14 protein-coding genes are annotated in these 17628 nt (G+C 43.4%); 11 read left to right on the top strand and 3 right to left on the bottom strand.

Annotated features, from left to right (window positions below):
* The first annotated feature begins 25 nt into the window (after positions 1–25).
* Genes xdhA through Q4561_RS10295 form a run of 7 tightly spaced genes read left to right on the top strand, consistent with a single transcriptional unit; the run spans position 26 to position 8108 of the window.
* Positions 26–1501 carry a xanthine dehydrogenase small subunit gene (xdhA, locus tag Q4561_RS10325; RefSeq protein WP_303459973.1) on the top strand — a complete coding sequence of 492 codons (1476 nt, stop codon included), beginning with the start codon at positions 26–28 and terminating at the stop codon, positions 1499–1501.
* Positions 1494–3884 (top strand): xanthine dehydrogenase molybdopterin binding subunit, encoded by a 2391-nt coding sequence (gene xdhB, locus Q4561_RS10320; protein ID WP_303459971.1) that lies wholly within the window; start codon positions 1494–1496, stop codon positions 3882–3884. The genes xdhA and xdhB overlap by 8 nt, the downstream gene beginning before the upstream one ends.
* On the top strand, positions 3881–4735 hold the full coding sequence (gene xdhC / locus Q4561_RS10315; RefSeq protein WP_303459968.1) for a xanthine dehydrogenase accessory protein XdhC: 855 nt from the start codon (positions 3881–3883) through the stop codon (positions 4733–4735). Before xdhB ends, xdhC begins: the two co-directional genes overlap by 4 nt.
* The gene (gene uraD, locus Q4561_RS10310) at positions 4732–5250 is read left to right on the top strand and encodes a 2-oxo-4-hydroxy-4-carboxy-5-ureidoimidazoline decarboxylase (RefSeq protein ID WP_303459965.1); all 519 of its coding nucleotides are present in this window, start codon (positions 4732–4734) and stop codon (positions 5248–5250) included. The genes xdhC and uraD overlap by 4 nt, the downstream gene beginning before the upstream one ends.
* Complete coding sequence (uraH, locus tag Q4561_RS10305) at positions 5250–5570, top strand: hydroxyisourate hydrolase (protein ID WP_057792616.1); 321 nt, start codon at positions 5250–5252, stop codon at positions 5568–5570. The genes uraD and uraH overlap by 1 nt, the downstream gene beginning before the upstream one ends.
* A gap of 5 nt (positions 5571–5575) precedes the next feature.
* Positions 5576–6892 (top strand): guanine deaminase, encoded by a 1317-nt coding sequence (gene guaD, locus Q4561_RS10300; RefSeq protein ID WP_303459961.1) that lies wholly within the window; start codon positions 5576–5578, stop codon positions 6890–6892.
* Complete coding sequence (locus Q4561_RS10295) at positions 6879–8108, top strand: urate hydroxylase PuuD (protein WP_303459958.1); 1230 nt, start codon at positions 6879–6881, stop codon at positions 8106–8108. Before guaD ends, Q4561_RS10295 begins: the two co-directional genes overlap by 14 nt.
* 71 nt (positions 8109–8179) lie before the next feature.
* Here the strand turns inward: Q4561_RS10295 and Q4561_RS10290 are convergent, their stop codons facing one another.
* Positions 8180–9586 (bottom strand): sensor domain-containing diguanylate cyclase, encoded by a 1407-nt coding sequence (locus tag Q4561_RS10290; protein WP_303459956.1) that lies wholly within the window; start codon positions 9584–9586, stop codon positions 8180–8182.
* Positions 9587–9888: 302 nt separating this feature from the next.
* Between Q4561_RS10290 and Q4561_RS10285 the strand changes: the two genes are divergently transcribed.
* From Q4561_RS10285 to Q4561_RS10275, 3 genes are all read left to right on the top strand, one after another.
* Complete coding sequence (locus Q4561_RS10285; protein ID WP_303459954.1) at positions 9889–10557, top strand: hypothetical protein; 669 nt, start codon at positions 9889–9891, stop codon at positions 10555–10557.
* 369 nt (positions 10558–10926) lie between these two features.
* Positions 10927–11133 (top strand): hypothetical protein, encoded by a 207-nt coding sequence (locus Q4561_RS10280; RefSeq protein ID WP_303459951.1) that lies wholly within the window; start codon positions 10927–10929, stop codon positions 11131–11133.
* 29 nt (positions 11134–11162) lie between these two features.
* A complete protein-coding gene (locus tag Q4561_RS10275; protein ID WP_303459948.1) occupies positions 11163–11549 on the top strand; it encodes an MBL fold metallo-hydrolase in 387 nt (128 codons plus the stop codon).
* A gap of 180 nt (positions 11550–11729) precedes the next feature.
* Here Q4561_RS10275 and Q4561_RS10270 read toward each other — a convergent pair whose 3' ends face one another.
* Entirely contained in the window at positions 11730–13430 is a 1701-nt protein-coding gene (locus tag Q4561_RS10270) for a hypothetical protein (protein WP_303459945.1), read from the bottom strand.
* A 59-nt stretch (positions 13431–13489) separates the two neighbouring features.
* Entirely contained in the window at positions 13490–15328 is a 1839-nt protein-coding gene (locus Q4561_RS10265) for an alkaline phosphatase PhoX (RefSeq protein WP_303459944.1), read from the bottom strand.
* Positions 15329–15687: 359 nt separating this feature from the next.
* Here Q4561_RS10265 and Q4561_RS10260 point away from each other — a divergent pair, with 359 nt between their 5' ends.
* Positions 15688–17616 carry a diguanylate cyclase gene (locus Q4561_RS10260; protein WP_303459941.1) on the top strand — a complete coding sequence of 643 codons (1929 nt, stop codon included), beginning with the start codon at positions 15688–15690 and terminating at the stop codon, positions 17614–17616.
* Positions 17617–17628: the final 12 nt, after the last annotated feature.

The raw sequence follows: 17628 nt of genomic DNA, 5'->3' as shown, positions 1-17628 counted from the left end.
ATGAAAATAGTGATGAGGTGCGGGTATGATTCGCTTTCTTATTAATCAACAACTCGTTGAATTGGACGATACCCGGGCTGACCTGACGTTACTTCAATTCTTACGCGAGCACAGAAAACTTAACGGTACTAAAGAAGGTTGTGCAGCAGGTGATTGTGGCGCATGTACCGTGGTAATTGCAGAACCTAACGATAAATTTGATGCTTTGCATTACCGTACGGTAAATAGTTGTCTTACGTTAATGTCGGCGGTTCACGGCAAACAACTTATTGCAGTAGAACATCTTACCCAAGACACTAAGCTACACCCCGTACAACAAGCACTTATCGACTTTCATGGCTCGCAGTGCGGTTTCTGTACGCCTGGGTTTATTATGTCTATGTTTGCTTTGTATCATCAAGATGGCACGCCAAATCGCGATGATGTGTTGCATGCGCTCTCGGGTAATTTATGCCGTTGTACCGGCTACCGCCCTATTATTGATGCGGCATTATCCGTGTGTGGAAACACGCCTGATGACACATTCGCGCGTAACGAATCATCTACCCTAAGTTCGTTAAAGCAACTAATCGGTACACCAGTACTTGGCACCAATAATTTGCTTGTTCCAGATTCTCGGGCCGCATTAGCTAATGCCATTGCACAACATCCTGATGCGCTCTTAGTGGCAGGCAGTACCGATTTAAGTTTGATGTTCACTCAACAACTTAAAGACGTGAGCACGCTAATTAGTTTAAGTGGCGTGAAATCACTAAATGGATGCACTGCAAATGAACATTCGATCACCTTTGGTGCAGCCACACCGCTTAGTGATTTGACTCAACCTTTGTTAGGGCACTTTCCACAATTAGCAGAATTAATCACCCGCTTTGCCTCATTACCTATTCGTAACCAAGCAACGTTAGGCGGTAACGTAGCGAACGCGTCACCTATTGGTGATATGCCGCCGGTACTGCTTGCCTTGAACGCTGTGCTGCATATCGATAACGGAACAGACACTCGCGCTGTACCTGTGAATTCGTTTTTTACTGGCTATCGCCAAACCGCGCTAGAAAAAGGTGAATGGCTATCTGCCATTGAAATTCCTTACCTAACGGCCAATGAATTAGTGGCCGCGTACAAAATTTCAAAACGCATGGAGGATGATATTTCTGCCGTGTGTGCTGTGTTCAAGGTAACCTTGAATGACGGCAAAGTGGAAGATGTTAGCACTGGATTTGGCGGTGTTGCCGCAACCCCTGCTAGTTGTGAAGCACTGAATAGCGCACTAAAAGGCAAACAATGGGCAAGTAGCGAATGCTTGAGTATTGGTAAACAAATTTTAGGCGAAGCCTTCTCTCCTATTGATGATGTAAGAGCTAGCGCAGAATATCGTAAAACTGTATTGGCTAATTTATGGCATCGATTCTGGTTGGAGCATCAAAGCGCTAGCCAATCTGGCAGTGCTACAAGCAGTCATGCAAGAAACAAGATTGAAACTCGGGTGGTGCAACATGCGTAAACTTATCGATAGCGCGAAAGATTCAGCCTCAACTCAGGTTGTTCATACGTCGGTAAAGCATGAAAGTGCTGCAAGACAGGTTCAAGGTAGTGCCAAATACATTGATGACTTAGTTGAGCCACAAGGCACCCTTTACGCCGCAGTAGGCACCAGCCAGTGCGCGGCAGGCATTATTGAATCTATGGATTTAGCTGCCGTACGCGCAAGTGAAGGTGTGGTAGATGTTATCACCATCGACGATGTACCTGGTCATAAAGATATTGGGCCGGTTTTCGAAGGCGATCCGCTTCTTGCTAATGGCGAAGTTAAATTTTACGGTCAGCCTTATTTTGCCGTACTTGCTACCTCGGTACATTTAGCCCGTAAAGCGGCATTAAAAGGTACCATTAAGGTCATCCCTACAGCAGCAGTATTCACCACCGAAGAAGCACACAAACATGAACGTTTTGTGCGTCCTACTCATAGGTTCGGTCAAGGCGATGCTGATACACAACTTGCCACTGCGCCTTTAAGCTGTAAAGGCCACCTTTCTATTGGCGGCCAAGAGCATATGTATCTTGAAGGGCAAGTGTCGCTGGCTATTCCAGACGAAGATGGTCGCATGAAGGTGTATACCTCAAGCCAACACCCTAGTGAAGTGCAAAAGCTAGTGGCTGAAGTGCTCGATATTAAGCTGCATCATGTGATGGTAGACATGCGCCGCATGGGTGGCGGGTTTGGTGGTAAAGAAACCCAAGCGGCTCAGTGGGCTTGTTTAGCTTCACTGTTAGCTTCGCGCAATCAATGCGCAGTGAAGTGTCGCTTACCTCGCAGTACTGATATGCATGTAACCGGTAAACGCCATCCTTTCGATAACAGCTTCGAAGTAGGCTTTAACGAAAACGGTAAAATTGTTGCCACAAAAGTAGATATTAATGGTAATTGTGGGCATTCGCCTGACTTGTCTGACGCTATTGTGGACAGAGCCATGTTTCATGCCGATAACGGTTACTTTTTAGGTGCAAGCAACATTGTAGGTCATCGCCTGCAAACTAACATGGTATCGCATACCGCTTACCGTGGTTTTGGCGGCCCGCAAGGGATGATTATGGCAGAAGCCATGATGGACGCCATGGCACGCAAACTAGAAGTAGATCCGCTGACCGTACGTAAACAAAACTTATACGGGCCAGAAACCGGCACTACTACCCCTTATGGGATGGAAGTAGAACACAACTTATTGCCTGAAATGATAGCGAAACTTGAAAAAGACGCTGATTATTGGGCACGCAGAGACACTATTACCGAATTCAACCGCAACAGCCCTGTTATTAAAAAAGGCCTTGCGCTAACGCCGGTTAAGTTTGGTATTTCCTTTACCGCAAAGCATTTGAACCAAGCCGGCGCGCTGGTACACATTTATACCGACGGTAGCATTCAAGTGAATCACGGCGGCACAGAAATGGGCCAAGGCTTACACACCAAAATTGCTCAGATTGCAGCGAATGAATTTGGTGTATCGATGGATATGATTGAAGTGACTGCCACCCGTACCGACAAAGTACCGAACACTTCACCAACCGCGGCGTCGAGCGGCACCGACCTAAATGGTAAAGCGGTTCAAAATGCTTGTATTACCTTAAAGGAACGCTTAGCGCTATGCTTTGCTACCGAGCTAGGTATGCCAGATCAAGCCGAAAAGGTACAGTTTACTGCCGGTAACCTAGTATTAGGCGAACATCAAAAAGCGTTTAGCGATTTAGTACAGGTGGCGTATTTTGACCGCGTGTCTTTATCGGCTAATGGATTCTATAAAACCCCTAAACTGCATTACAATCGCGAAACCGGCGATGGCCGCCCGTTTTTCTACTTCTCTTACGGCGTGTCGGTAAGTGAAGTATCTGTCGATACATTAAGTGGTGAATATTGCGTTGATAAAGTAGACGTGCTTCACGATGTGGGTAATAGCTTAAACCCCGCCATTGATATTGGCCAAATAGAAGGTGCTTTCATTCAAGGCATGGGCTGGCTAACCACAGAAGAACTGGTGTGGAATAGCGATGGCCGATTAACCAGTGAAAACATGGCTACGTATAAAATTCCTGCTATTGGCGATACTCCTAAGCATTTCGATGTGAAACTTTTTGGCAGAGAAAACGCGGAAGACAGTATTTACCACTCAAAGGCCGTAGGTGAGCCGCCGTTCATGTTAGCAATTTCAGTGTGGTGTGCTTTGAAAGATGCCATTTCAAGTATTTCTGGTTACACCCAAGATCCACAATTAGATACACCCGCCACGCCAGAGCGGGTACTTAATGCCGTAATACAAATGCAAAAAACAGCGCAGCTGCAACACCCAGCGCATTTTAAATCGGACCAGAATACACAACAGGCACAGCAATGAAAGCGAGTACCTGGTATGAGGCGGTAGCCCAGTGTCAGCAAGATGGTGCGCCCTACGTTATCGTGACGGTTATTAGCATTGCTGGCTCTACTCCCCGTGAAGCCGGTAGCAAAATGGTGGTTACCGATGCACAAAGTATTGATACCATTGGCGGCGGGCATCTAGAGTTCGACGCCATTAAAACAGCTCGTGAGATGCTAAGCGGCGGAAGCCGTGGTAAAGAAAATGCTAGCACCGAAATACGTTCATACCCCCTTAGCAGTAAGCTTGGGCAATGCTGTGGCGGTGCTGTTAAAGTGTTGTTTGAAGTGTGCAATCGCCATGCGCAGCACATCGCTATTTTTGGCGCAGGGCATGTGGCAAAAGCACTGGTTCCTATTTTGGCTCAGCTTCCATTTCGCATTTCGTGGATTGATAGCCGTGAAGATTTGTTCAGCCACCCGCTACCAGCAAACGTCAAAAAAGTGGTAGAAGAAGCACCAGAAACGGAAGTGCGTGGGCTTGAAGAAAACACGTGGTTGGTAATCTTAACGCACGACCATCAACTCGATTACCGCATTACCGAGCAAGCCTTAAAATACCCTGCATTGCCCTTTGTGGGGCTTATTGGTTCAGAAACTAAAGCCAAGCGTTTCATTACTAAATTAGAACACCGTGGTTTTAATGAAAGTGATCTAGCGCGCTTAGCAACCCCTATTGGCGATACTTCAATACCTGGCAAGCGCCCTATTGAGGTGGCGGTGTCTATTGCTTCACAAATTATTCAGCGTTTGCACGCCAGTGAAGACAATAATCAAGATGCTGCTGTTACTAAAGCCGCGACATTTGAAAGTAAGGAACATAATGCATGACCTTAAACGAACTTAATACCCTATCGGCCAGCGCTGCTACCGATTGGTTTCAACAAACCTGCGCAGCACAGTCATGGATTTATAGCATGGTTAACGGACGCCCTTTTTCCACCGTTAACGATGTGAAAGAATATGCAAAAGTGGCATGGTCAAAATGTGGCAACGAAGATTTTTTAGAAGCTTTCACCGCCCATCCTATGATTGGCGATGTAGATTCGTTACGTAAAAAGTTTGCCAACACGAAAGCCATTGCCAGCGGTGAGCAATCAGGCACAGCCAGTGCATCAGAAGCTACACTGCTTACGTTGAAAGAAGCCAATCAAGCATATCTTGATAAGCATGGTTTTATTTTCATCATTTGTGCCACTGGGCTGTCGGCTGACGCAATGCTTAGTGCCTTGCAAGAACGATTACCGAACAGCACTGATGAAGAAATTCGTAACGCCGCCCAAGAACAAATTAAGATTACCCTGTTACGCATAGACAAAGCGTTAACTGCCAAGGACGAACATTAATGAATACCTTATCTAGTCATGTATTAGACACTACATCGGGCAAACCTGTTGAAGGCATTGCACTTACGCTTACCTTGCCTAATGGCGACGTACTTACCGGTAAAACCGATAACGATGGACGTTTCAATCAATGGGGTCAGAAATTCGAAGCGGGTGTGTATACACTGCGTTTTCATAGTCATGACTACTTAATTGCCACCCATGGAAAGAGCTTTTACCCGCATATTGATATTGCGTTTGAACTTGAAAGTAACGGCGGTCATTACCATGTGCCTTTGCTTATCTCTCCTTTTGGCTTCAGCAGTTACAGAGGCAGCTAATTATAATGCAGCTTTTTCGTGCGAATATTGCACATTTCCCAACGCCTAGTACTGCGTCATCTTCTTTTGCTGAAGATATTGCCGTTATTCACGATGGTGGATTGGTGATAGATGGCAAGAAAATTATCGCGACCGGCTCGTTTAAAAGCATGCGTGAGCAATACCCTAATGCCGTGCTGCACAATCATAAAGACAGCTGGATTTTACCTGGGCTAATAGACAGCCACTTGCACTACCCGCAAACTGAGAGTATTGCCAGCTATGGCGAACAGCTATTAAGTTGGTTAGAAAACTATACGTTTCCTACTGAAAAGCAGTTTGCTAGCGTGGAACATGCGCAGAAGATTGCCAAGGTTTTCTTGCAACAGTTATTAAAGAACGGCACGACGACTGGCTTCGTTTTTTCATCGGTACACCAAGGGTGTTGTAACGCTTTGTTTAGTGCCGCCAGCGAAATAGACATGGCGATAGTGGCAGGTAAAGTGTGTATGGACAGAAATTGCCCAGCAGACTTGCAAGATTGCCCAGACACTGCGCAAAAGGACAGTGCCGTATTAATTGAAAAGTGGCACAACACAGGCCGAAATCGCTATGCGATCACGCCTAGGTTTGCGCCCACTAGCTCTGAAGCGCAATTAGCGGCGTTGGGCGAACTAGCAACCCAATACAAAGATGTTTTTGTGCAAACCCACTTGTCTGAAAATGTAGATGAAATTGCATGGGTTAAAACCTTGTTCCCGAAGGCATCTGGTTATTTAGATGTGTACGACAAATACAACTTGGTACGCCCCCGCGCTGTTTTTGGCCATGGTATTCATCTTTCTAGCGAGGAATGGCAGCGCTTAGGCGAAGCAGAGGCGACTTTGGCGTTTTGCCCCACATCGAACCTGTTTTTAGGTAGCGGTCTGTTTGATTTGCAAACCGCGAAAGAAAACAATGTGCATGTTGCATTGGCTACTGACGTAGGCGCAGGTACTAGTTTTAGTATGTTAAAAACCTATGGTGATGCCTATAAGGTTAGCCAGTTGCGCCACGCACCTATTTGCCCTATTGAAGGGTTTTATTTGATGACCCAAGGCGCTGCAGTAGCACATAAACTAGATGACGAAATTGGCAACCTAAACCCTAATACGGTTGCCGATTTTATTATTGTAACGCCACGTTACGATGAACTGATGGAATTACGAATTAAGCCCAATGCAGAATTTGACGATGTCTTTTTTGCACTTAGTATTTTGGGTGATGATCGCGCTATTGCAGAAACCTGGATAAGCGGTCAATGCTGTTATAATAAGAAGGAAACACACTATGCCATGGCTTGATTGGATAAGCTTATTTGTACGCTGGTTTCACGTTATTGCCGGTGTGGCGTGGATTGGTGCGTCGTTTTATTTTGTCTGGTTAGACAATAATTTGCGCACCCCGCCTAAGTGGAAAGAAGATAAAGGCATTAAAGGCGATTTATGGGCTATACATGGCGGCGGCTTCTACGAAGTTGCTAAGTATGCTTATGGCCCAGAGAAAATGCCAGAAACTTTGCACTGGTTTAAATGGGAAGCTTATACCACTTGGCTTTCGGGCTTTGCACTTCTAATTATTGTGTATTACTTTGGCGCTTCAGCGTACTTGATTGACCCGCAAGTTAACGATATGTCGCCTACGATGGCGATATCCTTAGGTCTTGGGCTTATTTTTGGTGGCATTGCTATCTACGAATTTGCCTGCAGAAGCCCGCTGGCTAAATACCCTATCGTTTTTGCTTTATGTTTAGTAACCCTTATTTGCGTAGTGACCTACCTGTCAACACAATGGTTTAGTGGTCGCGGTGCTTACATTCATGTAGGTGCGTTAATTGGTACCATTATGGTTGGGAATGTGTTTTTCAACATTATGCCAAACCAACGTAAAATGGTAGCTGCAGTACAAGCGAAAGAAAGTATCGACCCACAATGGGGTGCAGGCGCTAAATTACGTTCGATGCACAATAACTACTTCACCTTGCCGTTATTGTTCATCATGATTTCAAATCATTACCCTATGACCTATCAGCATGAACAAAATTGGTTGGTACTTATTGCGTTAATGGCGGCTGCAGCGTGGATAAGACACTTCTTTAATCTACGTCATGTAGGTAAAACTAAACCATCAATATTAGTCACAGGTGCTATTGCCATGCTCGCCATTGCCCTTTGGGTTTCATGGCCGCAAACGCCAGCGCATGTTGAGGTAGCTGGCTCTGAGAGCGAATCTGATAATAAAAGTATGGCTGTGGTAACGGATGAACGCGTCACAGAGCTTGTGAATACCCATTGTGTGGGCTGTCATTCGCGTACCCCTACTGATGATATATTCAAAGTTGCCCCGCTTGGTGTGGTGCTAGATAGTTGGGAAGATATCACCCGGTATGCGCCTCAGTTAGTAAGACGCACTACCGTGACCAAAGACATGCCGTTTTTAAATAAAACCGGCATGACGGAAGAAGAACGAGCTGAAATAGCGGCGTGGTTTGCCACTACGCATAGTAAAAAAGCCGACTAAACAAATGTAAGGGGAATTTTCAAAATTGCGCATTTTTTAACGCACTTTTAGCCCACTTTTTAATCCGCTTTTTAGCCTGCTTTTTGAGCGCCAGCATTTTCATGATGCTGGCGTTTTTGTTTGTACATAGCTTCATCCGCAGCATCTACCCAATTCTGAGCCGTGACGATTTCTGGATGCCATGTTTGCCAACCTAAGCTGAACGACAAGGCTGTACTGCTGTTGCTGGTATTGTTGCTGGTGCTGGTGTTCGTTTCATCGGCTTCTTTTGATTCTGGAGCTTCTGAGCTTTTTGATATCTCAGTAGAAAGGCTCATCTCCTCATCAAATTTAATCTCGAACGACACGCTGTCTAACCGCTTGAAGAATATCTCAGTCTCCGCATCAGACGAACCAAACAACAATAAGACAAACTCATCGCCCCCTAACCGTGCAAAACGGTCGGTTTCACGAAGGGTACTTTTCATGATGTTAGAGAATTCGACCAAGGCTTTATCTCCCGCCTTGTGTCCAAAGGTATCATTAATGCCCTTGAAATTATCAAGGTCGACAAATACCAGAGTAGAAGGGTGTTGGCCTCGGTTCATTCGCTGTATTTCACGATCTAGCTGAATAAACATTTCTCTGCGGTTTGATATACCGGTAAGCGGGTCAATTTTTGAAAGGTATTCGAGTTTAGAAATTGCCTCTAATAAAGCTTGCTGTTGTTCTTTTTCATGAGAGACATCATCGGCTGTACCAACTACTAATATCTGCTCTTCGCTTTCATCAAATAACGGCATTCCTCTATCGTGAATGTATCTTATTTCACCCCTACTATTTTTAATACGGTACTGTATATCCCATGTTTTTAATGGTTTTGCCTGATACGCCTGTTCAACAACCAAGCGATCATCATCATGTACATAAGCTAAAAAACCATCTGGCTTGGCATGTAGTTCATACTCGTTACGCCCATAAATATTGCGATAACCTTCATTGATATAATGAAGCCGAGTTAAATCAGGATCGGCCACCCATACAAAGGTGTGGGAAGAGAACGCAGCTACGATTTTGCTGAAAAGTGCTTCTGCTTTAAATAGCTCAAACTCAATTCGCTTCTTATCATCAATGTCTTCAACAACAGAAATAAAATAGTCAGGCTCTCCTTTTTCGTCTCGAACTAAGGTAACTGTGAGCTTAGCCCAAACAGAGTGTCCTTTAGCGTGAAGATATTTTTTCTCAATGCTGTAGGTGTCAATTTCACCCCGTAGCACTTGGTGAAGCAAGTATAAATCTTCTTGAAGGTGGGCTGGGTCGGTAATAGATTGAAACGGCGTTTTCACTAACGTTTGCTTGCTATAACCTAAAAAACTACTAAGTATACTGTTCACACGGATAAGTTCTCCGTGCGGGCTGACATGGGCTAAACCCACACCACAATGTTCAAATGTTTTCTCGAAAATATCCTTTTTCTTCATCGGACCCGCACTATCCATTCACTACCTTCTGATCTACTTTTTTGAAGCTAAACGTTTAGTGTAGTCAATATTTTACGAATGCGTGCCACAGTCGTTAAAATTTCACTAGTTTTAGATAATTAACAGAATGATTTAAATTAGATAAAAACAACCATAAACTGTTTAATAATTAAACACACAAGTGTCAATTAACTTTACAGTTAAAGTGAAAAACAATATAAATTTGATATATATCAGCAACTTGAAACGTTGGCATGATTTAAGCTGCATCTAAATTTTTCTACGCTTATGTAGATTAATTTAAATGGAAGTTTCATAACATGATAAAAAAAATAACACTTACGCTAGCTACGCTAGTTTTTGCTCTAAACACCAATGCTGCTCTTATTTTTCAAGGTTCATCGTCACCTACTTCAACAGTAACAATGACGGTTGCCGAGGCCCGAGCAGCTTGGGAAGCTGAACTTTTCTCATTTGACAACGATGATTTAACTGGACTAGCAAATAATAACAATGGTGGATTGACTTCTGCTTTTGGCAATATATTTACCTCTACTGGCAACGGAAGTAGCATTTCAGTTAGCGGAAGTAGCTTATACGGTAGCCGTGGTAGCGCATCACTCATCGCCTTTGATGTAGTATTTCCATCTGCAGTAAATGCAATCGGCTTTGACGTTAACGACAATGACGGCGGTGGTATGACAATGTGGTTGACTGAAAGTGACGGTACTGAAACCCAATTCGATTTATTTTCAACACCAGGTTCTAATGTAGATGAATTTTTTGGTATTGTGTTTTCTCCTACGACTTTAATCACTCAGTTACGAGTAGGCGGCACAGATCCGGGTGGCATTACAACGTGGGATAACTTTACCACTGGTATTGGACAAGAAGCACAGCAAGTGATCAGTGCAAGTTCGCCAGGAACATTACTTATTTCGCTATTTTCACTTGTATTTTTAGCAACTAGAAAAAAAATAAAATGCTAAATCGGTGAAAGCCTAAATAATAAGAAGCTGACTATAAAGTCAGCTTTTTTAACTCCGCTAAAAAATTAAGCACTTCAGTATCAATTTGGTATACCCTCTTTTTTCGCCCATGCAGTCTCTTTTATTGATACTACGTCCATTTAATACATGTTAAATACTATGCTGCTCAATAGTATAATTTCCTCATAGGTCATAGTCTCACTCGATGATTATCCGACGAATAAAGCAAGAGTATTCAATTAATAATTTACTTTACAAAAAACCACCATAAACTACACCGCGCAGTTTAGTTTAATGTTTAACAGCAGTGCTTTGTCTAACGGTTTACAAGCAAATGTATCAGACGGCAAATTTTAAAATACTGAAATAGTGTATAAAACTGAATTGTCATCGCTTTGGAAAATCACCAAAGCCTACCTTACCGACGATCGCGAATCGGCAGTACCTGACTTCCCTATTCCGGTCATTCCAGTTACCCGTGATACTCTGTTGAGCTTAGATCACGATGCTATTATTCGCTTAGGTCATTCCAGTTTGCTGCTTAAAATTGACGGTGAATTTATCCTTTCGATTTAAGCCTAATTGAGACCGGCGCTTACAACCACATGTGGTCAGAAATTCACATGTTACCAGAGCAAAGCTTGCGAGCGCATATTGATGTGAAGGCCGAAGTCATGATGCCTATTCATAACAGTACGTTTGATTTAGCATTGCACAATTGGTTTGAGCCTTTAGAAAAAATCACTGCATTGGCAGAGCAAAAGCAGGTGAAAGTTTCAACACCAAAATTTGGTGAAGTCGTTAATTTACAACAGCTAGCGGCATCAAAAACCACTAACCCAATCCAAGCAGATATAAATGAGTCGAACGCTAGTAATAGCGGTTTTACTAATGTTAGTACTAACGCTGATAGCGAAATAAGTGCAGCAGATGATAAATCAGAAACAACTCACGAAGCATATCGGCCTTGGTGGCATGCGCCCCTAATGTAGTCTTTGGTTGGCAAAATACCCCATGGTGTTGCCAAACCCATTGGAAAAGCTCACTGCAATACTGTAGTGAGCTTTTGTTATTTCTATAGCTTTTAGCGCCGTGAGCTTAAGAAAGGAATCGTAAACGGAGCCTTTTGCAGCTAGCTAATTAACTCACTGACATGTACTAGATCAGAAGCCCTATTGCCCTGCCACTTCTTCCGTATCTTTCGCATTCCAATTTAAGCGCATGTCCCATTTAAAACGGTGTTCTGGCTTTAACGGAGGTTGTGCAGCATCAATTTGACTTAATACGTTGGTGGCCTCTGTGAGTGTCGCATCGCGGCCAAACAAGTAGCTCTGCTCTTGTACAATGGTTAAGTAAGCTTTGTTTAGCGCTAATGCGCGGTCAGGGCTTGGCGTTATCAGTTCATAAACAGAGGTTGCTTTACTCACTTTTTCAGCATTCACCATGCCGTTATCAGTAAACCACTTGGCTAGCATTTCACCGTTTTGACGAAACTCATCGCCCCCACCTACCCGTTGCATGTAAGTAAGAAACTCACCCTGCTCTTCGTTTATATTGGGCACATCTTCCATAGCGTGTAGGTTAATATAACCCCATCCATTGCTGCCTGGCACCTTGCGAGCAAAAGAGAAGGTTTGATCGAACGTAGAGCCTACGGTTTTGTGGCACCCATTACAAAATGCGAGTTCTTGATCATGCTGTGCACGTAGTTCACCTTGCTCATTTTCAATGAAACCATTAATGGTCCAGCCAAACCCGTTTTCTATACCTTGGTCACCTAAGTAGCGGGTTTGCGGTAGGTTTTCAAAGTGCTTATCTTTCGCTTCTGCGTAATAAGCTGATGCTAAACTCTCGCGGCTTCTAAAGCGGTGTTTTTGCATATAGCGCACTTCTTTCATGCGTTCAGCGTTGTAAATTTCACCCTTCTCATCAACCCCGATATAGCGCACGGTGTGCAAAAATTCGGTGCCTTCAGGATACAACATATGCGCCAATTCAATATCAGCAGCATCGCCAATATAACTAGGCTGGCGCACCATGGTTGTGACCTGTTCACTTAATGCATTATCGCCGTTTATATCAGTGCCCAGTACTTTCTCATTTATGCCTGGTACCGGTAAGGTATCCACTTCTTTTAGCGCCATTTCAACCAAGGTTAAATTCGCTAAGTAAATATCTCGGCTATATTGCCCTTTATGCTGCTGAAAGGCTTGTGGCAGTCGAATCATAGCGTCGCCCGTTGAACCATTAGTGGGCCAGAAGGTACTTGGGAAAGGTTTATAGTTATACGATACCCAGCCGCTATTGTCTTTCGCGAGCCCGTCTTCATCAAACGCAGCCGCGCCAGCACTTAAATTTTCGATATGCATATAGCTTGGAATAGTGCTATCGCCCTCAATGGCAGCGGAGTAGTTATCTTGGGTAATATATTCCAAAATAGCATCGTCTTTTATGCCCGCAATTAATTCCCGTCTATCTATAAACAAGTTTTTCCAGCTGTTAGTTAGCCCAACATCTGAGAATTCATAATTCCCTTGAAGTGTACCGTCGCCCATTTGATTGGGACGTTTTTCGCTGCGATCATAACTTTGATGACACGCGTAACACGGGTTATTTTGGCCTTGGGTTTTGGTGTAACACTGAGGAGGAATAACCGATTCTGGGTTATAAACTTCATTGTGGTCAATGTAAGCTAATGCGGGGATTGCATCGCCTTCGCGGTATGGGTATTCGCTAACATTATTGTTCGACGCTTCGTCGGCTAGCTCTTTATTAACGAGAACGTTTTCTACTTGCTCGGCAGGAGAACAAGCAAACAGAAAAGGCAGCAAAGAAGCGGCGAGTAAAAGTAGTATTTTAGATTGTATTTTCATAATAGTCACAACGACAAAATCCGGGCACAAATGTGCCCGGATGAATTAAAAGGAAAAACTTACTTATCCGCTGGCTCGTACATCCACAGCGTATTGTTTTCCTGGAAGCCGTCTTCACCAATTAAAATACGACCATCGTTCATTACAACTACGTTATCAGGCTGAGAAAGCTGATCTACGTCACAACGCTCTGCACCTGTTAAGCTAGAACGATAAGTCCCGCCCATTACTACAGGCTCGATGCGCGTGATGTCATACCCTGTTTCTAAACGGGCACGGTAAATACCGCCACAATCTTTAACGCGAGCTGAAAGCTGCATGTCACCTTCATCATCAATCATAGTGTTGTCTAAATCAGCAATACCAATATAAAGATATGCATTTTCAACCACTTCACCGTCGATAGTGTCGGTGCCTTCCACTGCTTCTTCAGCCCGTTTAAGGTTAATTGAAATACCTTCAAGCTTGCGCCATTCAGCGGTAGCACCTTTAGCACGAGCAGCAGCACGTGATTCTAAAAACGCCACACGATCGTCCATTGGTTCACCTGCAGTTTGGCTACTTCCGCCATCTTCAACGCTAGGGTAAGTAGCATCGCCATTCGCCCACGCTTCTACATCGGCCATGGTAATGTAAGAGCTTTGGCCTTCTACATAATCGTCTGTGCCAATACCGTTGTATTCATCTACCCATGCGCGAATCGTCATATTGTCGCCACTAGCAAGTTCAACCCACTCAACATCGAAACCTGTAGTAGCAGGGTCGTTCTGTCCAATATCTTGGGTTAACTTAGCACCGTATAGTGTACCGGCTGAGAGGTCTTCTGCGGTGTCAGCCACAAATTTAAACAACACACCGCCGGTATCATCTTGTGAAAGATAAACGGTTTTTCCATCTGGCATTACCGTCGAGTTTTCATGCTCGTAGCGGCCCATAGCTAAGTGCTTAACAATGATAGGTTCATCAGCAAGCGGCTCAGTCACTTCGGCAATATAACCATAGTTATAAGGGTTTGATGCGTCTGGTGCGGTCATCTGCCACATGCGGCCAAGGCGCGCATCGGTTGCTACTGCCTCGGGGTTATTCCAGCTAGGAAGCGTTGTAGAATCCACTTCCGAATCAACCACCCATTCTTCCGAAGTTAATGGTGTATTCCAAGGTGACATAGAACCAAAGCAGTTTGCTGCTGTGCCCCACACGGGCGAGAAATCAAGCATCATGGCTTCGGTCACTTGCCACATACCATAATCGTCACGCTCTACTTTCATGCGGCTCATGCCACCTGGTAGCTCTTCCCAGTTCGAGAATAAATAACCTTCGCCAGACGCCGTAGAAATAAAGCCATTAAAATCTGGCATATCGTTTTCTAGCACTAATTCTTCGCCATCTAACGTATAGATATGGCCTAGGCCTTCTGGTAATTCAGTGCCGAAAGTATCACCCGTTTGGCCAAGTACTTGATATTGTCCAATGGCAGAAACTACCACTTCTTTTTCTTCATCAGACGCAGGTACAGGCGAGTTAGGAAGTGTAACCGGCAAGTTATTGAAGTTAGCGCCAGCTAAAACTCCTACCGTACCTGTGTTGATTGGCATCGCGTTAACATCAGAGGTCACTGAGTTTGTACCTGAAGGATGCTGTACGTTGAAGAAAAGGTCGCCTTCATCCGTTAAGAAAATACCGGTAACTTCAGCGCCTAGTGGGACAGTAGCAATACGGGTTAGTGTGCCCGCTGAATCGCCTGCTTCGCCCTGCTCTCCTTGTTCACCTTGTTCACCGACTGCTCCTGCTACACCATCTTTGCCGTCATCGCCTTCTAATGAACAAGCTGAAATACCAAACGCGACCGCTAAAGCTAGCGCTGAATATTTTAAACCACGTAAACTTTGAATTTTCATTAACTATCCTTTTTATAATCGTTAGGTCGAGACGGAATAACATCCTTCATCTCTTAAACTGGTCTTAGCGGCGAATATACTGAGGGAGTTTTATGACTACGAGGTGACACATTATTTACATAAAATTGAAGCTTTCTTTACGCAACCTGGAGTTCAGGGCCAGATCGGAATCAGCGGGAATTGAGAGGAGAAAATAAAAACTATTAAACGTATGGAAAATGACAACGTTGATGTAAACGTCATGTTTTTAAATGATATCAACTAAGTGAGTATGGGTAACAAGCATTGTCTTACTATTTTCAAGAAGTGCTATAGTTATTAGCGTATCTATTAGCGTAGCTATATCAACTGGTTAAAAAGTGATAATTATTCATAACAGTACAATATTAAGAGAGTTAACAAAGCAGGTTTGGCTCAGCGCTTTAGCACTGACGTTACTCTTTTTTATCAGCCTTCCTAGTGCCGCTTCAGAAAGTGCAAGCAACCCGTTTTTAGACGTACCGGATCGTGAAGTAACACAACAGTTAATTAACAACATAAGACAAAGTAAACTCGATTACTTGCAAAGTGAAGATGAATTAACCAGAGCCTTTAATTCTAGCAAAAACCAACATTGGGAAACCCTTCATTTGCAAGCTGCTGCCCTGTATGCAGAACTGCTTTTTAGGCAGGAAAAATACGCCGCTTTAACCTCGCACCTTCAACACTATTTAGATTATGAAGCGCTAATAAATCATAACGATATTTACTTGTTGTTTTTAGAGTCGCAGTTAAAGTCTCTGACAAGAATAGACGATCCTGCCCCAGCGCAAGCGCTGGCTAAAAAACTAGAAGATCAACTTTCTCAACAATCAATAAATGAAAAAATCACTATTTTTCGCGCGTTGGCCTACTACTATACGGCTGACGACGCGTTGAGAAAAACGCTGAAAGCAGCGCTAGATGGTCTTGAATTAGCTATACAAAATGATGATGTGGCATCCCAAGGCTACTTTTATCGTAAAATAGCTGATGCATATAGCTATCTTAACGACAAAGAAAAAGCGATATATTATGCGAAGAAGGCCGTAAGCACCTTCGAAAAAACCAACGATGGGCTTTTTACTTCGAAAGCGTATTGGAGTTTAGGCAATATACTTCTTGAAAATGACGATACCTCAAATGCCCTAATTTATTTAAATAAGGCTTTAGCCTACTTTAAAAAAGTGGATATGAAAAAGGGGCTGGCTTTTGCGCAGTATTCAATTGCAAACATTCAATACCTTCAAGAAAATTACGAAACAGCCTTAACACTAGCACAGGAAAATATAGAACTGGCTAGGTCTGCGGACATTAATGATATGCAACTCGCTTCTATGATTTTGTTGAGCAATATCTATATAAAACAAGGTGCTTTAGCGAAAGCTGAACAAATAAATGATGACGTTTTTCTCATCATAGATAAATTTAGTCGCAGCGTTTATAAAGCCAAGTTTTTCAGTGAAAGGTACGAGTTAAAGCGAAAGCTAAATCGCACTGAAGACGCATTTGATGCTATCGAGAAAGAGCTTTTTTACACCAACAAACACTATGATGCCACTAGCGAAAGTAATATTAAAGCTCTGCAGGTAAAGTTCGAGGTAAAGGAAAAAGAAGACCAAATTCGCAAATTAGAATACCAAAAAAATATTAGTGAATTACAAGCTAAAGAAGAGAACCAACAAAAAATCATATGGCGCCTTAGTGCCGCTATAGCTTTTATTTTGGTTCTCGTGGCCTTGCTACTATTTTACAGACAAGCACTACAACGTAAAAAATACCACCGTATGGCATCAACAGATCACCTCGCAAACTGCCTTAATCGTCGGGGAATACTGAATGCCGCCAATACTAAGCTAACGCAGCAAAATATCACCGTTGCCATTGTTGATTTAGATTACTTTAAAAAAATTAACGATGAATATGGCCACGACATTGGCGACTTAGTGCTTATTGCTTTTGCCAATGCTGCAAAAGAGACACTATCTAAAAACGATGATTTTGGTCGTTACGGCGGCGAGGAATGGTTATTCGTTTTAAATTCAGCGGATGAAACCGCGATTCGAAATACGTTTAAACAGCTAGCAGCGACCTATCAAAAATACTGCAACGACATTGAAGCCCTCTCGAAAAATACCAACATGACGTTTAGCGTAGGAGTAACGCTAGGCAACAAGTCAAATCAATCATTAGATACATTAATTAAGCAAGCTGATAACGTGCTCTACCAAGCAAAAGAAAATGGTAGAAATCAGGTTGTTATTGATTGAGTTTGAGATTGA

Origin of the sequence: Alteromonas sp. 1_MG-2023 (assembly GCF_030547075.1) — a bacterium.
Taxonomy (GTDB): Bacteria; Pseudomonadota; Gammaproteobacteria; order Enterobacterales; family Alteromonadaceae; genus Alteromonas.
This window is presented reverse-complemented; position numbering and strand designations above follow the sequence as displayed.